We start from the raw sequence: 15773 nt of genomic DNA on the forward strand, positions 1-15773 counted from the left end.
TGTGCCCGTACTGTCCGAACATGACAAGCAAAAAGCAAGAGGTGGTTGAGGTCATCGAGGGCCTCGGCCTGGGCCTGGCGGCGATCGGCGAGACGCGAGTCTCCTCGTCGAAGGTAGCGCTCGAGCGCGCGCTGAACCACGCGTGGTCGAGCTGGGGACACACGAGCGACTACCCGCAGATCGAGCGAGAGCGGAAGCCCGAGAGCGAGCTCTGGGCGGGGATCAACGGATCGAGCCAGCGGACGAACGCGGCGGTCGTCTGGCGCGAGGGCGGCGGCCAGTTCCTCGTCGACATCGCGCTGGTGAACCGCACTCCGGAGGAGGCCGCGCGCTTTGTGGGCGATCGACCGCTCAGCGAGTGGAAGGCGCTGGCCGCGCTCTTCCTCGTCGGGTTCGACGTCCGCCAGGCAACGCCCTGACGGACGGCGCCCTGAACGACAGCGCCCTGAACGACAGCGCCCTGGAGCACCGCACCCGGGGCGCCGTCAGGCCAGCAGACCGCCTAGCGCCAGGCCCAGCCCGGCCGCCGTGACGGTCACCATCAGCGTGCCCAGGGAGTTCGCCAGCGCCAGGCGCATCCGGCCGGACCGGGCCAGGCGCACCGACTCCATGGTGGTCGTGGAGAACGTCGTGAACCCGCCGCACAGGCCCGTCGTGAGGGCCAGCTGCAGCAGGTGGGCAGTGCTGCCCGGCACACCCAGGGGCACGAGCGCGAAGACCAGCGACGAGAACACCCCGATGAGGAACGAGCCCACCACGTTCACCACGAACGTCCCCCATGGGAACCCGCCGTTGTGGCGCGCTCGGATCTCGCCGTCGACCATGAACCGGGCGGCGGCGCCCACGCCGCCGCCGACGGCGACCACGAGCAGCTCGATCATCGTGGATCCTCGGGCCTTCGACGTCGCTGTTCTCGACGCCGGTCAGCGCGTGCCGCGATCCCGATGCCGCCCAGGCATGCCGCGGTTCCGCCCGCGAGGGTGAGCACCACGTAGAGCAGGGCGAGCCACGTCGCGCCGTCGGCGAGCATCAGCTGCGTCTCCAGGGCCAGGGCCGAGTAGGTGGTGAACCCGCCGAGCACGCCGGTGCCGATGCCGAGCCGGATCTTGCGGCGGCGTACGGTCTCGCGGCCGCGGCGGGCCAGCGTCTCCAGGAGGTACCCCAGGGCGAGCGCACCGATCACGTTCACCAGGAGCGTCCCGACGGGGAACCTGACCAGCGCCAGGTCGGCACCAGGGAGCGGGGGCCACACGATCGCCACCAGCGCCGTCGTCCAGATGCCCAGGAGGTACCGGGCCACCGAGCCGCAGGCGCCGCCGAGCGCGACAAGCCCCACGTACCGCCAGTCACGGTGCGGTGCTCGTGTCACGCGCAGTGCCCCCTCGCCGGCGCTCGACAGGTCTGGGAAGAACCTATCGCTCACGGGGCCGACATCGTCTCGGGGAGGACCACCACGGGGCGCGGCTGGTTGTGGATGAGCCGGCCCGCGACGGTCCCGCTCACGAGGTTCGTCGTCCAGCCGCGCAGGCCGGAGCGTCGCGACCCGACGACGATCATCGCCGCCCCCACCTCGTCGGCCACGCGCCCCAGCTCAGCGGCCGGGTCGCCCGCGCCGCGGCGGGCACTCCAGGGCAGGCCGACGTCGGCCATCGCCCTGTTCAGCCCGGCCAGGACGTCCGCCCCGTACGCGTCGGAGGACACGGCAATGTCCGGGTCCACCGAAACGGTGAACCCCCGTGAGTCAGAGACGGCTGCCTCGTCGACCCACACGCATACGAGCTCGATCAGGCTTCCACCCAGGGACTGGACGAGCGACGCTGCCCGCCGAGCCAGGTCCGGATTCTTGTGGTCAACGCCGACCACCACGGATCGCACAGTCACCCTCGTGAGGGTATGGCCAAATGCCTAGTCGAGGTGGTCCGCCAGGCCGAATCGGGAGAACCACTTCTCGGTGTCGAGGAAAGTGGTGATGCCGGTGATGTACTCGCCGTCGTCCTCCAGCACCACGATCCCCCACGGGAAGTGGCCGCCCTTCGGGTCCGGTCGGTACTGCGCGAACCCCGGCGAGCCGTTGACGTCGATCGGCACCAGGCGCGAACCTTCGCACTCGCCGCCAGGCCCGGTCATCCACGCCTGGATGTTCTCGATGCCCTCCAGCCACATGGCGTACGGCGGCATGTTCATGACCGCGTCCTCGCGGAGCAGGTTGGCCAGGGCCGCCATGTCGTACCGCTCGAACGCGGCGACGTACCGCTCCAGCAGCTCGGACTCGCTCGCCGTCGGCACCGCCGCCGACTCCGAGGTGCCGGAGCGGTCCGGGGCCTTGTCGGCGAGCGTGGCCCGCGCCCGCTGGAGGGCACTGTTCACCGACGCCACCGAGGTGTCGAGCAGCGTGGCGACCTCGGTCGCGGGCCAGCGCAGCACCTCGCGCAGGATGAGTACCGCGCGCTGCTTGGCCGGTAGGTGCTGCAGGGCCGCGACGAACGCGAGCCGCACCGACTCGCGCGCCACGGTCGTGTCGGCGGGGTCGCTCGCTCCGGGCAGCACGTGCTCGGTCGGGACCGGCTCCACCCAGGCATACTCGGGCAGCACCGCCGCGAGGCTCTCCTCGACAGGCTCCACCGAGGCGCCCAGACCCATGGGGCGCTCACGCTTGGCGCGGCTGGAACCCAGCTGGTCGAAGCACACGTTCGTGGCGATCCGGTACAGCCAGGTGCGCAGCGATGAGCGACCCTCGAACCGTTCGTACGACCGCCAGGCGCGCAGGAGGGTCTCCTGTACCGCGTCGTCGGCGTCGAAGGCGCCGCCCAGCAGTCGGTAGCAGTAGCCGGTCAGCTCACGGCGGTACACCTCGAGCTGCTCGGAGAGCTCGTCCGGTGCCAGGTCCGCACTGGCGCTCTGCGTGGGATGTGACGCTGTCTGTGCCATGCATCACACCGTACGCGGGACCACTGACACGCCGACCGGGATTCGTCCGTGCCCGAATCTCTCCGGCCCAAGTTCACCCGGCGCCCCGTTCCGGGGGCCTCAGCACAAATCAGCTCAGGTCCAGCTCGAACCAGACGGTCTTGCCGATCCGGCGCCGGCTCGCGCGCGGACTGCCGGGCCGCGGCGCCGTGGGGGTCTCGCCGTGCCGGTCCACACCCCAGCGGGACGCGAGCCGCTCCAGGAACTGGACGCCGCGCCCGCCGAAGTCGGTGACCGTCGGGTCGCGCAGCTCGGGCTGCTCGGTCGAGGAGTCCCGAACGCCCACGCGCAGCCGCTCCGTGTCGACCTCCACGGTGGTGGTGAACGGCGCCTGCCCGTGGTCGACGGCGTTGGTCAGCACCTCGGAGGTCAGCAGCATCACCGTGCGGCGCAGCGGCATCGGTACTCCGCAGCTCTCCAGCACGTCGTCGACCCAGATGCGGGCCGGGCCGACGTCGGACAGCGAAGGGGCCAGCTTGCGCTCCGCCGTGGCTGGACGACCCAGGGAGGGCGGGCCCGAAGGGGCCGCCGCCCGCACCCGCACCGCGAGGACGGCGACGTCGTCCCGCTGGTCGTCCGATGCGAGACGGCGCACGAGGGTGACGGGCAGCGCGGCGGTGGCCGTGTCGCCGAGCACACCGAGCGTCTTCTGCAGGCGGTTCAGCCACTGGTCGGGGGTGGTGCCGCGCTGCTCGGCGAGCCCGTCCGTGTAGAGCAGGAGGGTGTCACCGGGGTGCAGGGTGGTGACGTGATCCGTGCGTTTCGACGTCGGACGCACGCCCAGCATCATGTCCGGCTGCACCGCCAGGCGTTCCACCGTCCCGTCCTCCCGGAGCACGAGGGGCGGCGGGTGGCCGGCGGTGGACCAGGTGAGCTGATACGCGCCGGGGATCCGCTCCAGCCGCGCCACCACGGCAGTGCCGCTGGCGAGCAGGCCCAGGCCCGCGTTGGCCTTGTCGAGCAGCGACAGCAGGGCCGACGGCGACTCGTCGTGGCTCCACGCGAACGCGCGCAGCAGGGACCGCAGCTGTCCCATCTTTGCCGCGGCGCGCATGTCGTGGCCGGTCACGTCGCCGATCATGAACATGGTCGCGTCGTCGTCCACCGCCACGGCGTCGTACCAGTCGCCGCCGATCTGGTCGGAGCGGGTGGCCGGCGAGTACGTCGCCGCCATGTCCAGGTGCGGTACCTCGGGCAACCGGCTGAGCATCGCCCGCTGGAGCGTCTTCGCGGACTCGCGGCGCTCCTCCAGGAGCCGGGCGCGCTCCAGGGCGTGGCCCGTGTAGTGCGCGAGGCCGGTCTGGAGCGCGTACGAGTCCTTGTCCGGCCCGCGGTTGCTCTCCCACGCGAGCACGATGACGGCGACCACGACGCCGGCCGTCACGACCGGGAGGAACGCCCGGGCGCCGACCTCGGGGTCGCAGACGTCCTGGACCGCCGGGAACGCCGCGAACATCTCGTCGCCCGACCGGAAGAACAGGGGTCGGCCGGTACGGGCCGCCTCGGACACGGGGCGCGGGTCGTCCATCCTGGCGTGCCTCATACGCTGCGGGAACTGCGGCTCCGCATGGACCAGCGACCGGTAGGTGAGGCCCCGCCCGTCCGCGTCGGTCAGGGCGAACGAGCAGTACCGCGCGCCGATCCCGGCGGTGCCCACCTCGATGATGACCTCTTCCACCTGGTCCAGCGTGTTCGCGTTCGCGAACGCCTCGCTCAGGGAGAGCAGGAACCGGCTGCGGCGGTTCGCCCGGACCGCCGTCTGCTGGATCCTGCGTGCGCGCTCCCGCTCGGCCCGCAGGCGCAGCTCGGCAGTGCAGGCAGCGGCGAGATCAGAGAGGGAGGCCAGGTCGTCCTTCGACCACTCCCGCGGCACGTCCACCACCGCGCACAAGGCCCCGACGGCGCGTCCGCGCAGGTCGAAGACGGGATATCCGGCAAGGGCGACGAGGCCCATCTCGCGGACGAGATAGTTGTCGCGCAGGGCCGGGTCCAGGCGGGCGTCCGACGTCACTACCGGTTCACCGGCCGCGGTGATCAGGTTCGTGAGGGTGCCCGGATGCTGCAGCAGGCGGTTGGACTGCATGGGCTCCGGCATCCCGGACGCACCGGCAAGGACCTGGCCCTCGCGGACCGCGAAGTAGACGACCGCGGCCGGAACATCCAGGTGCCGACGAACCAGGCGGGCAAAACGGTCAAAGGCCTCGTCCGCTGTGGGGGAACCGAGACCGACGTGCTCGAGGTCCCGCAACGCCTGGAGGTCCGTCGGCATCTGCTCAGTATTGCGAGAGATGAGCGCGTGCGCGATAGATGTACCGGATGTGTCCCTTTTGCGCCGGGCAGGTAGCCTGCCGCACTTGGGCCGATATTCCGGGGTGTCACACCTCGAGCAGCCCGCGCTGGTGCGCGAGGCTCACCGCCTCCGCGCGCCCTGACGCACCGAGCTTGGCCAGCAGGTTGGACACGTGCACGCTCACCGTCTTGGTCGAGATGAAGAGGCGCTCGCCGATCTGCCGGTTCGAGAGCCCCTGCGCCACCAGGCCGAGCACCTCCTCCTCGCGATCGGTGAGGGTAGACGCTGTCGCGCGCCGTACGCCGGGCAGGTCGAGCCGGGCTCGCCGGGCCAGCGCGCGTACGGCGTCGGCCAGGGGCTTCGCGCCCATGTCCTCCGCCTCCGAGAGCGCCTCGGCCGCCTCGACCTCCGCTGCCTCCCGCTCGCCGGTGCCCAGCAGGGCCTCGGCCCAGCGGTAGCGCGAGCGGGCCACCTCGTAGCGGTACCCGAAGTCGAACGCGTTCACCGCGGCCTGCCAGGCCGCTGCGGCCTCCTGCCACAGCCCGCCCGACGTCGGCTCGCCACCCTCGGCGTCCGCCGCTGAAGGGGCGTACCCCACGACGGCGTGCAGGCGGGCGTTCTCCGCGGCCGCTCGCTGCAGCCAGGCCTGCCCCTCCGGGCCGAGCACACCGCCGCGAGGGCGGCCCCGCTGAGCGGTCTCGCGCGCGATGGCCAGCAGCGAGTCGCCGCGGTCGAGCCGTGCGGCGGCGCGAGCCTCGACCGCTACGGCGGCGGCTGATCCGGGGGCGCCGGCGCGGCCGCTGGACCGGTCCGCCTCGGCGGCGTCGGCCAGGGCGGCGATCGCGAGCGCGGACAGCCAGATCCGGCCGAGGAAGACCTCGGTCCACACCTCGCCCAGGTGGTCGGTGATCCGCACGGCCAGCGCCGTCGCGTCGTCGTACCGCCCGGCCCAGGTGAGGGCGTCGACCAGGCTGCCACCGCCGACCAGCGCGATCATGCCGTCGCTCTGCCAGTGGTCGAACAGGGCCTCGCCGCGGGCGATCGCGTCGTCGTCGCCGCGGGCGACTGCCGCATAGAGCCGGCTCGCGTCCATGACGTGCTTGGACGTGGCGGGGACGCCTTCGACGGGGCGCGGCGTCAGGTCGCCGCAGAAGTAGAGCATGACCTCCTGCAGGATCCGCAGGTTGACGGTGTAGGTGCTCCAGGCCAGGCCGAGCTCCTCGGCCCGGGAGAGCGCGTCCCCCACCCGCTGCTCGGCGGTGGCGAGGTCGCCCGCGTAGAAGCGGTTGGCCGCGGCGTTGTAGAGCGCGCGCATCTCGGTGAGCACGTCACCGGCGTCGGTGGCGGCCGTGCGCGCCTCGTCGAGGAGCGCCGCGGCCCGGTCGGGGTCGGCCACGTCGAGCACCGCGAGAGTGGACAGCGCGTCGGCGAGGGCGCCGGACTGACCGGTCTCCCGTGCCTCCTCGATCGCGCACGCGGCATGCACGCGGGCGTCGTCGTCCTGGTCGATGATCATCGAGACCCGGGCCAGCAGCGCGTTGGTCCAGATCCGCTCCGGGCTGCGCTCCGGCAGGATCTCGAGTGCCGTCCGCAGCTGCGCCACCGCGGTCTCGACCTCGCCGGGCTGCTCGTCCCACGTCGGCAGGTCGAGGCGGCGGTGCACGATCACGTGCTGCAGACCTGCCCGCCGCACGGGGTCGTCGATCCCGTCGGCTGCGCGCTGCGTCAGCTTGACCGCGCGCATCGGGTCGCCTGCTCGGGCCGCGGCCTCGCCCGCGGCGAGCGCGACGTCCACCCGGTCCCGCCCGATCCGGTCCTCGGCGTCCGGGACGGACTCCCACAGGGCCAGCACCTGCTCCAGGTGCTTCAGCTCTTCCTCGGGGGCCAGCAGCCGGCGAGCCCGCAGGGCGGCGTCGTGCGACGCGCTCAGGGCGGCGGGCAGGTCGTGCCCCTCGTAGGCGTGGTGGGCGCGCTCGGCCGCACTGCCGATCGCCATGCCGTCGGGCCCGTCCTGCTCGATCACGGCGAGGTACGCGCGGTGCACCGCCGACCGCTCCCCCGGCAGGAGGTCCGCGTACAGGGCCTCGGCCAGCAGCGCGTGCCGGAACTCCAGCTTGCCGTCCGAGACCACGAGGACCTGCTGGGTGACTGCCTCGCGCAGCGCGGCGTCCAGGTCCGGCGTGCCCCACTGGGCGGCGGCGGCCCGCAGCAGCTCCTCGCGCACGCGGCGTCCGGCGACCGACGCGATGCGCAGCACCTGCTGCACGTCGGGGTCCAGCCGTTCCAGCCGGGTGCGCAGCACCTCGGTGAGCGTCCAGGGCAGGCTGGCCGATTCCGGCCCGGCGTCGAGGAGCTCCTCCGCGAAGAAGGCGTTGCCCTCCGACCGGTCCAGGACCTCGGCGAAACCTGCCGCCGGCAGGGGCGCGCCGGCCAGGGCGGTCGTGAACTCGCGCAGCTCGTCCTCGTCGAACGGCTGCAGGTCTATCCGCTCCACGTGCTCCAGCCGGGACAGCTCGGCGAGCAGCGGGCGCAGCGGGTGGCGCCGGTCGACGTCGTCCGCTCGGTAGGTCAGCACGAGCAGGAGGTTCTCGGACCGGGCGCGGGCGGCGAGGAACCGCAGGACGTCGCGCGTCGAGGCGTCGGCCCAGTGTGCGTCCTCGACCACGAGGACGAGCGGTCGCTTTGGCTCGCCCGCGACCGCGAGGCTCCGGGCGATGCCCTCGAAGAGCTGGAGCCGCTCGTCATGGTCGGCGTCACCGCTCCCGCCGGGCTCAAGGAGCCGCCACAGCGCCGGCCGCTCGGCCACGAGCTCCGCCACCCGCGCTGCGGCCTCGGGCCCCGCGGCCCCGGCCTGGAGCTGGGTCAGGGCATCGGTGAACGGCAGGTAGGGAATGCCGACCTGACCCAGGTCGACACAGTGCACGACGACGGCGCTCGCCCCCGCCTGCCCGGCCGCCTGAGCGACGTGGCTGATCAGGCGGGTCTTGCCCACGCCGGCGTCGCCACCGACGAGCACAAGACCGGGGCGGCCTGCCGAGGCGCGCCCCACCGCCAGCAGGAGGGAGGCAACCTGCTCCTGCCGGGAGACCAGGGGGATCGTCGTGGACCGTCGCACCTGCACATCGTCCCACTGACCACTGACAATCCCCCCGGCCTCGTGCGCCTCGGCGCTCGCGCCCGTCACGCGAACAGGCCGTGACGCGCGGCGGGTGCGGGGCGCATACCCGCGATGCCCTCCTCGATCTGCTCGGCGCGCGTCAGGCGTACCTTGCGGTCCGCCTGACGCTTCGTCCGGTCCGCCCGGCGCTCCGTCCGCTCCTGGGCGCGACGCTCCGCGCGGTCGTAGCGGTCCGAACCGCTGGCCCGGCTGCTGCCCCAGGACTTCTTGAGCTCGGCCTGGCGGTACTCGATCTCCGCTTCTGCAGCGGGTCCCCACAGCGACATGATTCCTCCTGGTGCTCCGGCGGGCCGAGTGCCCGTCCGGCTGATGAGGAAGACACTCGTCCTGAGGTCCGGGCAGGTGGATCGGGCAGTCGGGCAGTCCTCGGGCGCGAGGTACCTCAGACGCGCGTCTGAGGTACCTAAGGCGGTGTCTGAGGTGGCCTGAGGTGCCTCTGCGGGCCGCCGACACGGGCGAGATTCGGGCGGTTCGCGGCCCCACTATTGCGATGTACGTCACACCAGACGCACACTGGGACCAGTATCGAACCCAATTCGGGGGTGGAATCGTGACCGGAACCGAAGCTGGAACGTACGACATCTTGCCCATGCTGGGTCGTGGTAAACACCGCAACCCCAAGAAGGGCGCGTGCTTCATGGAGCTCGCCTCCTTCCTCGCAGGCGAGAAGTGGAGTGATCACCCCGCCTGCACCCACCCGCTGATCGCGATGCTGGCCCGTGCGGTGAACGACCTCACGGCGGACCACGCCCGCCCGAAGCTGGCCCCGCTCATCCCGTCGGTCATCGGCCTGACCAGCACCGACCCGCGCTGGGACGTGCGCATCGCACTGCGCGCCGCCCAGACGGCGCTGCCGGTCTCACCAGCCGACCGGCAGCAGACGTTGGCCGTCGCGATCCTCGGTTCCGAGCGCATGCTCGACGTCCTCGAGGACCGCCCGGTAGGCACGCTGGCACCGGAGAGCAAGGACGCGCTCGCGGCCGTGCCCAAGACGGCGGCCTGGGCCGAGCGGTTCTGTGCGGGCACCAGCGTGCGGCCCAAGCGGTTCGTCCGCGACGCCGCGCCGAGCGTGGTCTCCACTGCGGTGCAGGGCATCTCTGAGGCGTTCGTGCCCGACGTCGACGCGCGCCTGCGCGCGCTGCTGGCCGCGACGATCGAGGATGCGCGCCGGTGGGCAGGGGAGGCGGAGGACGACGCCCGCGCGCTCGACCCGCTGGCGTGGGGACCGGTGGTCAAGGCGGCGCCGTCAGCCTGAGCACCGGGGCGAGCAGGGGGAGAACCGGGTCGGGGCGCGCCAGGGGGCGCCCCGGCCCGAGTCATGCCCGGATCGCGGCGACCGGGTGAAGTCTGTCGCCGCGGTCACAGATCGCGAACCTGTGCCTCCCTCCCAACGAAATGCGCTCCTGGCCCGTCTTGGTTGCTGAGGGCGCCCACTGGAGGGGCCAGGGAACGGGGAACGACCAATGACGGCCAGCACAGCAGTGATCATCGACGAGATCGCCGCCGGTACCGAGCGCGACCTGCGCCGCATGGAGCTGCTCAACCGACGTGAGAGCTGGATTCGCGCCACTGGCCGTCCGGCGCCGACCATCTCGTACCTCAAGCTCGCCACACGCCCTCGTGACCGATGGCGGAACCAGGACGTGTGACGTCGACGGGCGGGGCCGCAGACCCAGGGGGTTCGGCGGCCCCGCCCCCATGTCCACCCAGGCTTTGCCCCGTTCCACCCAGACCCGGCCCACTTCTCCCGGGACCCGCCCTATTTCACCCAGGTGGCAACACGTGACGAACATGACCTCACCCCTAGGCTCCAGACCATGAGCGGACACTCTTCACCCCAAATGCCTGTGGACGGTCATGCACCGGTACCGCCGCCGCCAGGTGGGTATGCCGCGCCCCCGCCCTCCGGCGGGTACACCGGGCCGCCGATCGGACCGCCGCCGGTCCCGCCGGCGCCACCGCGCAAGGGCCGACGCGCGCTGATCATCACCAGCGTCGTCGTACTGCTGCTCGCAGCGGGCGCCGGCGTCTGGTACCTGCTCCGCCCGCCGCCGATCCCCGATCCGGCGCCGGCCGCTGACGAGCTCGCCGCGGCACTTCAGGCCGGCACGCCCGCGGACTTCCCGCTCGTCCTGGACACCTCGGCGTCGCCGGACGAGCAGTATGCCGCGGTGTTCGAGCAGCTCGTGGCCGCCGTCGGCGAGGATGCAGGGACTGTCACGGTGCAGAGCGTCACCCCGGTACAGGAGGGCGACGGCGGCACCGCGACGGCGACGGCGACACTCGCCTGGACCTGGCCCGTCGCGACCGAGGAGGCCTGGGAGTACGAGACCGTCGCGCAGCTCACCTACCCCGGCCCGACGGACGGCGAGGCCGGAGCCTGGGAAGCCGCCTGGAGCCCGGGTCTGCTGGTGCCGGGCCTGGAGTCGGGCGAGCGGCTCGCCGTCGAGCGCACCGAACCGGTGCGCGGCGACATCGTCACGACGAGCGGCGAGACGCTGGTCGGCCTCACCCCCGTGCACCACGTGGGCATCGACAAGTCTCGTCCGGGCTGGGACACGGCCGCCGAGCAGCTCGGGAACGTGCTGGACTTCGACGCCGCGACGACCGCCGACATCGCAGCGCAGGTCGAGGCCGCCGGCTCGCAGGCGTTCGTCGAGGTCATCACGATCCGCGAGGGTTCCACGGAGTACGACTTCGACGCCGCCATGGCGATCCCCGGTGTCGTCGGGATCCCGGACGAGCTGCCGCTGGCGATTGAGCGGGGCTTCGCCCAGGCGGTGCTCGGTTCGGTCGGCGAGGCGACCGCGGAGATCGTCGAGGAGTCGGAGGGCACCATCAGGGCCGGCGACATGGTCGGTCTCTCCGGGCTGCAGCTCGCCCATGACGAGCAGCTGCGCGGCGTGCCCGGCGTGGCGGTGACCATCGAGCCGGCCGAGGAGGGCGGCGAGGCGCGCGAGGCGTTCACCATCGAGCAGCAGGACGGCGAGCCCCTGACGGTCTCGCTCGACCCGGCGATCCAGCAGCGCGCGGAGGCGGCGCTGGACGACTTCGGCGACCTGGCCAGCGCGATAGTGGCGATCCGACCGTCGACCGGACAGGTGCTCGCGGCGGCGTCCGGTCCGGGCTCCGAGGGATACAGCACGGCGACGCTGGGGCAGTACCCGCCGGGGTCGACGTTCAAGATCGCGACGTCCCTGGCGATGATCCGCGCCGGGACCACGCCGGACACCACGCTGCCCTGCACACCGTCGATCACCGTCGAGGGGCGCGAGTTCCAGAACGTTCCCGGCTTCCCGCAGTCCGGCCTCGGTGATGCGGTGCCGTTCCGGTCCGTGTTCGCGAACTCGTGCAACACGGCCTTCATCTCGCAGCACTCGGCGATCTCGCAGCAGGAGCTGCACGACGCCGCCGCGGCGCTCGGCCTGGGCGTCGAGCTCACGGTCTTCGGTGCCGCGGGCGCGATGGGCGACGTCCCGGTCGAGGCGACGGCCACGGAGCATGCGGCGACGATGATCGGGCAGGGTCAGGTGCTGGCCACGCCCCTGGCGATCGCGACCGTCGGGGCAAGCGTCTCGGCGGGCCACACCGTGTCCCCGTGGCTGGTGGAACCGTCGGGCGAGGAGGCGGAAGCGGCCCCGTCGGGTGACCTGACCGCGGACGAGGCGGCCATGCTGCGTGACCTCATGGGCGGTGTGGTGCAGCAGGGCTCTGCCTCAGTGCTGCAGGACGTGCCCGGGATCGTCGGCGCGAAGACCGGCACCGCCCAGTTCGGGGATGGGACCCGGGCGCACGTGTGGATGGTCGCGATCACCGACGACCTGGCGGCGGTCGTGTTCATCGAGGAGGGCGAGCTCGGCTCGACGACGGCCGGCCCGGTGATGCACGAGTTCCTCACGGGGAGCTGACCCCCTGAAGCCGCGAAGCGCCTGTCCGGCTCTCCCCGATGACACCAGGGAGAGCCGGACAGGCGCTCTACTTCGCGGCTTCAGGGGTCAGCCCTCGAAGCCTGCCTCTGTGCAGGCGGCCCGATAGGAGTCGACGGCGGCCGAGACAGCCCTCGGGCGAGCGATCGAACCCTGGAGGGCCTGGTCGAACGGGGCGCGCACCGCCTCGAGGTGGCCGATGCTGACCTCGTCGGACTCGCCGATGAGCAGCCCGATGCTCTTGCTGATGCTGCTTGCGGCGCCGGTCCCGTCCTCGGTGAGCGGGGCGCCGACGGCCGGCGCGGCTGCCGAGATGGTCGCCAGGAGCGGCCCCGTGAAGAACGCGTTGCACGCCTCGACGAGGTCGTACTCGCCGGTGCTGACGACGGGGGCCTCGGCCTCGGGTGATGGTGCCGACTGCTGAACCTCTTCGCCCGACGGGGCGAACTCGCTGGCCATGTCTTCGAGGGCCGCGCATCCGGACAGCAGAAGTGCACAGGAGACCAGTGCGGCGGCCGCCCAGTTCTTGCTGGTGCTCACGATCTACTTCCCTCACGTCAACGGGGTCAGAAGAGTGCAGTTCGGTCGCACTCGCCCGCGAGTCTAGCGCCACCGCCATCACGGACGACCAATCGCCCTTGGGGAGTTCTCCCCGGGGCTCCCGATACGTGTGAGGCGTCCAGGTCACCGAGGTGGCCTGGACGCCTGAGACAGCGCGGGATGGATCAGCGGTCGCCGTCGGCCGGCGGCTGGTCCTGCGGTGCGGCGGCCGCGGGCGGGGTGTCGGACGCCGTCGGGCCGGTGCTCGGGCCGGTGCTCGGAGCGGCGCTCGGGCCGGCCGCAGGGCCGGCGCTGGGGTAGGGGTCCGCCGAGCGGAGCACGGAGAGCCGGGAGCGGTACTCGGCCTCGTCGATCTCCCCGCGGGAAAAGCGGTTACCGAGGAGCGCCACCGGGTCGGCGTTCGCCGTCGTGTGCGCTGCCCAGGGTCCGCCCCATCCGCCACGTGCCCCACGCCGGGCGCGCCGCGCGATCAGGAAGATCACGGTGGCGAACAGCAGGAACCACAGCAGCGGGAAGATGAAGAAGAACGGGCCGGGTCCGCCCCAGCCGTAGTGGGGCCCGTTGGCGAGGACTTCTGTCGTCGCGGTGAGCATGTCGACCTCCAGCATTCGGTTCGGCCGGTCGTTCCGGCCACACCACCAGACTCCCGCTGCCCGACGCCGGGGTCGTCAGCCCCGCGTACCTGCCCACCTACCCCCGTGGTGCCGGGACCTGTTGCTCACTGCACCCAGCCCGGGCGCACCAACCCCGCCTCGTACGCGAGCACCACCAGCTGCGCGCGGTCGCGCGAACCGGTCTTCATGAGGACCCGGGAGACGTGCGTCTTCACCGTCGACTCCGACAGATACAGCTTTCCGGCGATCTCGTCGTTCGCGAGCCCGCCCGCCACCTCGACGAGCACCTCCCGCTCACGCGGCGTCAGCTCGGCGAGCGCGGGCACCGGGCGCACGTCCCGGGTCGCCTCGGCCACCTTGGCCAGCAGCCGCCGCGTCACCGTGGGGGACAGCAGCGCATTGCCCGACGCCGCGACCCGCACCGCGCGGACCAGCTCCGCCGGCTCGGTGTCCTTGACCAGGAACCCCGAGGCCCCCGCGCGGATCGCCTCCGTGACGTACTCGTCCAGCTCGAACGTCGTCACGACCACTACATGCACGTCCGCAGCCCGCGGCTCCGCGATGATCCGCCGCGTCGCCTCCAGCCCGTCCATGCCCGGCATCCGGATGTCCATGAGCACCACCTGGGGCAGGTGGTCGAGCGTGAGCTTTACCGCGTCGCCGCCGGTCGCGGCCTGGGCGACAACCTGCATGTCGTCCTCGGAGTCGATCAGGGCGCGGAACCCGCCGCGCACCAGGGCCTGGTCATCGGCGAGCAGGACGTCGATCATGCGGTTTCTCCGGTCTCCGGGGTATCTGACGGCGGTGGGCTCTCGATCCGGGCGACCGGGAGCGTGGCCCGCACCGCCCAGCCGCTCCCGTCCGGACGAGGACCCGCGGTGAGCCTGCCACCAGCACCCTCGACCCGCTCGCGCATGCCGAGCAGCCCGTAGCCGGGCTGCCCCGGCCGGCTCGTCCCGCCGGGTGGCACGCCGTCGTCGGCCACAACAACCTCGAGACCGTCACGCCAGGTCACCCGCAGGGTGACGTGGCGGGCGGATCGCGCGTGCCGGCGCACGTTGGTCAGCGACTCCTGGACTACCCGGTGCACAACGCCGGCTACGTGGTCGGGCAGCTCGCCCACGTCGGGAGCGAGGTCGACGGTCACGTCGAGACCGTCGGCTCGGGCCTGGTCGGCCAGGCGGTGCAGAGCCGTGAGGTCCCAGGTCGGGGTGAGCGGGGCGACGTCGTCCCACCCGGTCGGCGTTCCCGCCGCGCCGCCGGGGTCGACGGAGGCCGCGCGGGCGTCGTCGGGCAGGGAGCCCGGTGCGGACGGTGACGTGCCGTCGCGGACGATCCCGAGCACCACGCGGACCTCGGCGAGCGCTTCCTTGCTGGTGTCGCGGATGTTGGACAGGGCCTCGCGCGCCTGGCCGGGGTTCTTCTCCAGGAGGTGTAGGCCCACCCCGGCCTGAACGTTGATGGCCGACAACGAGTGGGCGAGCACATCGTGCAGCTCGCGTGCGATCCGTAGCCGCTCCGAGGCGACGGCGGTGCGCTCGCGCTCGGCCGCCGTCTCCCGGGCAGCGGTGCGGGCCGCCACCCGGCGCGAGATCCGGTCGCGCGCGCCGCTCGCGATCAGCAGCACGACGGCGAGCCATGCGGCGCTCGCGACCAGCGATCCCGTCGTCAGGAACCACGTGCTGTCCCCGCCGGCCATGCCGGGACCGCCGTAGGACCAGGGGCCCTTCGACCAGCCTTCGTCCGGGGTCGGGGGATCGTCGATCGGCGACTGCCGGATCCGTGAGATGAGCAGCGCGGCGACCGCCGCCACGCCGCCCGAGAGCAGCGCGGCGCCCGACCATGCGATCAGCCGGGCCCGGCGTGCCTCGCCGCTGAGCATGACGCTCGCGAGCACGGCGACCGGCCCGAGGAAGACCGGGCCCCACGGAAAGCCGAGCAGCAGGAAGGTGATGGTCGCTGCGACCGACACGACCGTCGCGAGCGCGGGGCGGCGGGGCAGGAGGAACAGCAGGGTCGCTGGCGCGACCAGGAGCAGGAGCGTCCCGACCAGGCCGGGTGCGGTGGCCCAGGACTGCGCGTGGGCAGCGCCGAGCGAGCCCACCGTGCCGATGACTGCCACGGCGACGGCGAGGAACGCGCGTGGTCGAGTGCGGTCGAACGGGCCGACGGAGGGGTCGGCGAAGGCGTCGCTTCGCGGACGGACGGTGCCCAGCATGCTCGCACGCTACGCCGGG

15 protein-coding genes are annotated in these 15773 nt (G+C 72.5%); 4 read left to right on the forward strand and 11 right to left on the reverse strand.

Features of this window, described 5'->3' with window-relative positions:
- The first annotated feature begins 20 nt into the window (after positions 1–20).
- Positions 21–419, forward strand: coding sequence for a hypothetical protein (locus AB1046_RS17245; protein WP_369370524.1), 399 nt, complete (start codon positions 21–23; stop codon positions 417–419).
- 66 nt (positions 420–485) lie between these two features.
- On the opposite strand, the gene AB1046_RS17250 is transcribed toward AB1046_RS17245, so the two are convergent.
- The 7 genes from AB1046_RS17250 to AB1046_RS17280 form a co-directional block, all read right to left on the reverse strand.
- Complete coding sequence (locus AB1046_RS17250; RefSeq protein WP_369370525.1) at positions 486–881, reverse strand: CrcB family protein; 396 nt, start codon at positions 879–881, stop codon at positions 486–488.
- A complete protein-coding gene (locus tag AB1046_RS17255) occupies positions 878–1423 on the reverse strand; it encodes a CrcB family protein (protein WP_369370526.1) in 546 nt (181 codons plus the stop codon). Before AB1046_RS17255 ends, AB1046_RS17250 begins: the two co-directional genes overlap by 4 nt.
- Positions 1420–1881, reverse strand: coding sequence for a universal stress protein (locus AB1046_RS17260; protein ID WP_369370527.1), 462 nt, complete (start codon positions 1879–1881; stop codon positions 1420–1422). The genes AB1046_RS17255 and AB1046_RS17260 overlap by 4 nt, the downstream gene beginning before the upstream one ends.
- Before the next feature lie 24 nt (positions 1882–1905).
- Positions 1906–2928: a sigma-70 family RNA polymerase sigma factor gene (locus tag AB1046_RS17265; protein ID WP_369370528.1), complete on the reverse strand. Its 1023-nt coding sequence runs from the start codon at positions 2926–2928 to the stop codon at positions 1906–1908.
- Positions 2929–3037: 109 nt separating this feature from the next.
- Positions 3038–5236, reverse strand: a complete 2199-nt coding sequence (locus tag AB1046_RS17270; protein WP_369370529.1) for a SpoIIE family protein phosphatase — start codon at positions 5234–5236, stop codon at positions 3038–3040.
- Positions 5237–5342: 106 nt separating this feature from the next.
- Complete coding sequence (locus AB1046_RS17275; protein ID WP_369370530.1) at positions 5343–8372, reverse strand: AAA family ATPase; 3030 nt, start codon at positions 8370–8372, stop codon at positions 5343–5345.
- A 65-nt stretch (positions 8373–8437) separates the two neighbouring features.
- Positions 8438–8701: a hypothetical protein gene (locus tag AB1046_RS17280; protein ID WP_369370531.1), complete on the reverse strand. Its 264-nt coding sequence runs from the start codon at positions 8699–8701 to the stop codon at positions 8438–8440.
- Between the two features lie 284 nt (positions 8702–8985).
- On the opposite strand from AB1046_RS17280, the gene AB1046_RS17285 reads away from it, so the two are divergent.
- The 3 genes from AB1046_RS17285 (at position 8986) to AB1046_RS17295 (ending at position 12343) form a co-directional block, all read left to right on the forward strand.
- Positions 8986–9690 (forward strand): hypothetical protein, encoded by a 705-nt coding sequence (locus tag AB1046_RS17285; RefSeq protein WP_369370532.1) that lies wholly within the window; start codon positions 8986–8988, stop codon positions 9688–9690.
- A 208-nt stretch (positions 9691–9898) separates the two neighbouring features.
- Positions 9899–10084, forward strand: coding sequence for a hypothetical protein (locus AB1046_RS17290; protein WP_369370533.1), 186 nt, complete (start codon positions 9899–9901; stop codon positions 10082–10084).
- Between the two features lie 192 nt (positions 10085–10276).
- Positions 10277–12343, forward strand: coding sequence for a penicillin-binding transpeptidase domain-containing protein (locus AB1046_RS17295; RefSeq protein ID WP_369370534.1), 2067 nt, complete (start codon positions 10277–10279; stop codon positions 12341–12343).
- A gap of 87 nt (positions 12344–12430) precedes the next feature.
- Here AB1046_RS17295 and AB1046_RS17300 read toward each other — a convergent pair whose 3' ends face one another.
- From AB1046_RS17300 to AB1046_RS17315, 4 genes are all read right to left on the reverse strand, one after another.
- On the reverse strand, positions 12431–12901 hold the full coding sequence (locus tag AB1046_RS17300; RefSeq protein WP_369370535.1) for a hypothetical protein: 471 nt from the start codon (positions 12899–12901) through the stop codon (positions 12431–12433).
- Between the two features lie 185 nt (positions 12902–13086).
- On the reverse strand, positions 13087–13515 hold the full coding sequence (locus AB1046_RS17305; RefSeq protein WP_369370536.1) for an SHOCT domain-containing protein: 429 nt from the start codon (positions 13513–13515) through the stop codon (positions 13087–13089).
- Positions 13516–13640: 125 nt separating this feature from the next.
- Entirely contained in the window at positions 13641–14306 is a 666-nt protein-coding gene (locus AB1046_RS17310; protein WP_369370537.1) for a response regulator, read from the reverse strand.
- On the reverse strand, positions 14303–15754 hold the full coding sequence (locus AB1046_RS17315) for a sensor histidine kinase (RefSeq protein ID WP_369370538.1): 1452 nt from the start codon (positions 15752–15754) through the stop codon (positions 14303–14305). The genes AB1046_RS17310 and AB1046_RS17315 overlap by 4 nt, the downstream gene beginning before the upstream one ends.
- Positions 15755–15773 lie beyond the last annotated feature (19 nt).

Origin of the sequence: Promicromonospora sp. Populi (assembly GCF_041081105.1) — a bacterium.
In the GTDB taxonomy this organism is placed as follows: domain Bacteria; phylum Actinomycetota; class Actinomycetes; order Actinomycetales; family Cellulomonadaceae; genus Promicromonospora.

What these genes read in the sequence shown, in the direction of transcription:
- AB1046_RS17245 (WP_369370524.1), top strand. Translation starts at nt 21, where the DNA reads ATGACAAGCAAAAAGCAAGAGGTGGTTGAGGTCATCGAGGGCCTCGGC.
- AB1046_RS17250 (WP_369370525.1), bottom strand. Translation starts at nt 881, where the DNA reads ATGATCGAGCTGCTCGTGGTCGCCGTCGGCGGCGGCGTGGGCGCCGCC.
- AB1046_RS17265 (WP_369370528.1), bottom strand. Translation starts at nt 2,928, where the DNA reads ATGGCACAGACAGCGTCACATCCCACGCAGAGCGCCAGTGCGGACCTG.
- AB1046_RS17270 (WP_369370529.1), bottom strand. Translation starts at nt 5,236, where the DNA reads ATGCCGACGGACCTCCAGGCGTTGCGGGACCTCGAGCACGTCGGTCTC.
- AB1046_RS17280 (WP_369370531.1), bottom strand. Translation starts at nt 8,701, where the DNA reads ATGTCGCTGTGGGGACCCGCTGCAGAAGCGGAGATCGAGTACCGCCAG.
- AB1046_RS17290 (WP_369370533.1), top strand. Translation starts at nt 9,899, where the DNA reads ATGACGGCCAGCACAGCAGTGATCATCGACGAGATCGCCGCCGGTACC.
- AB1046_RS17295 (WP_369370534.1), top strand. Translation starts at nt 10,277, where the DNA reads ATGCCTGTGGACGGTCATGCACCGGTACCGCCGCCGCCAGGTGGGTAT.
- AB1046_RS17305 (WP_369370536.1), bottom strand. Translation starts at nt 13,515, where the DNA reads ATGCTCACCGCGACGACAGAAGTCCTCGCCAACGGGCCCCACTACGGC.
- AB1046_RS17310 (WP_369370537.1), bottom strand. Translation starts at nt 14,306, where the DNA reads ATGATCGACGTCCTGCTCGCCGATGACCAGGCCCTGGTGCGCGGCGGG.
- AB1046_RS17315 (WP_369370538.1), bottom strand. Translation starts at nt 15,754, where the DNA reads ATGCTGGGCACCGTCCGTCCGCGAAGCGACGCCTTCGCCGACCCCTCC.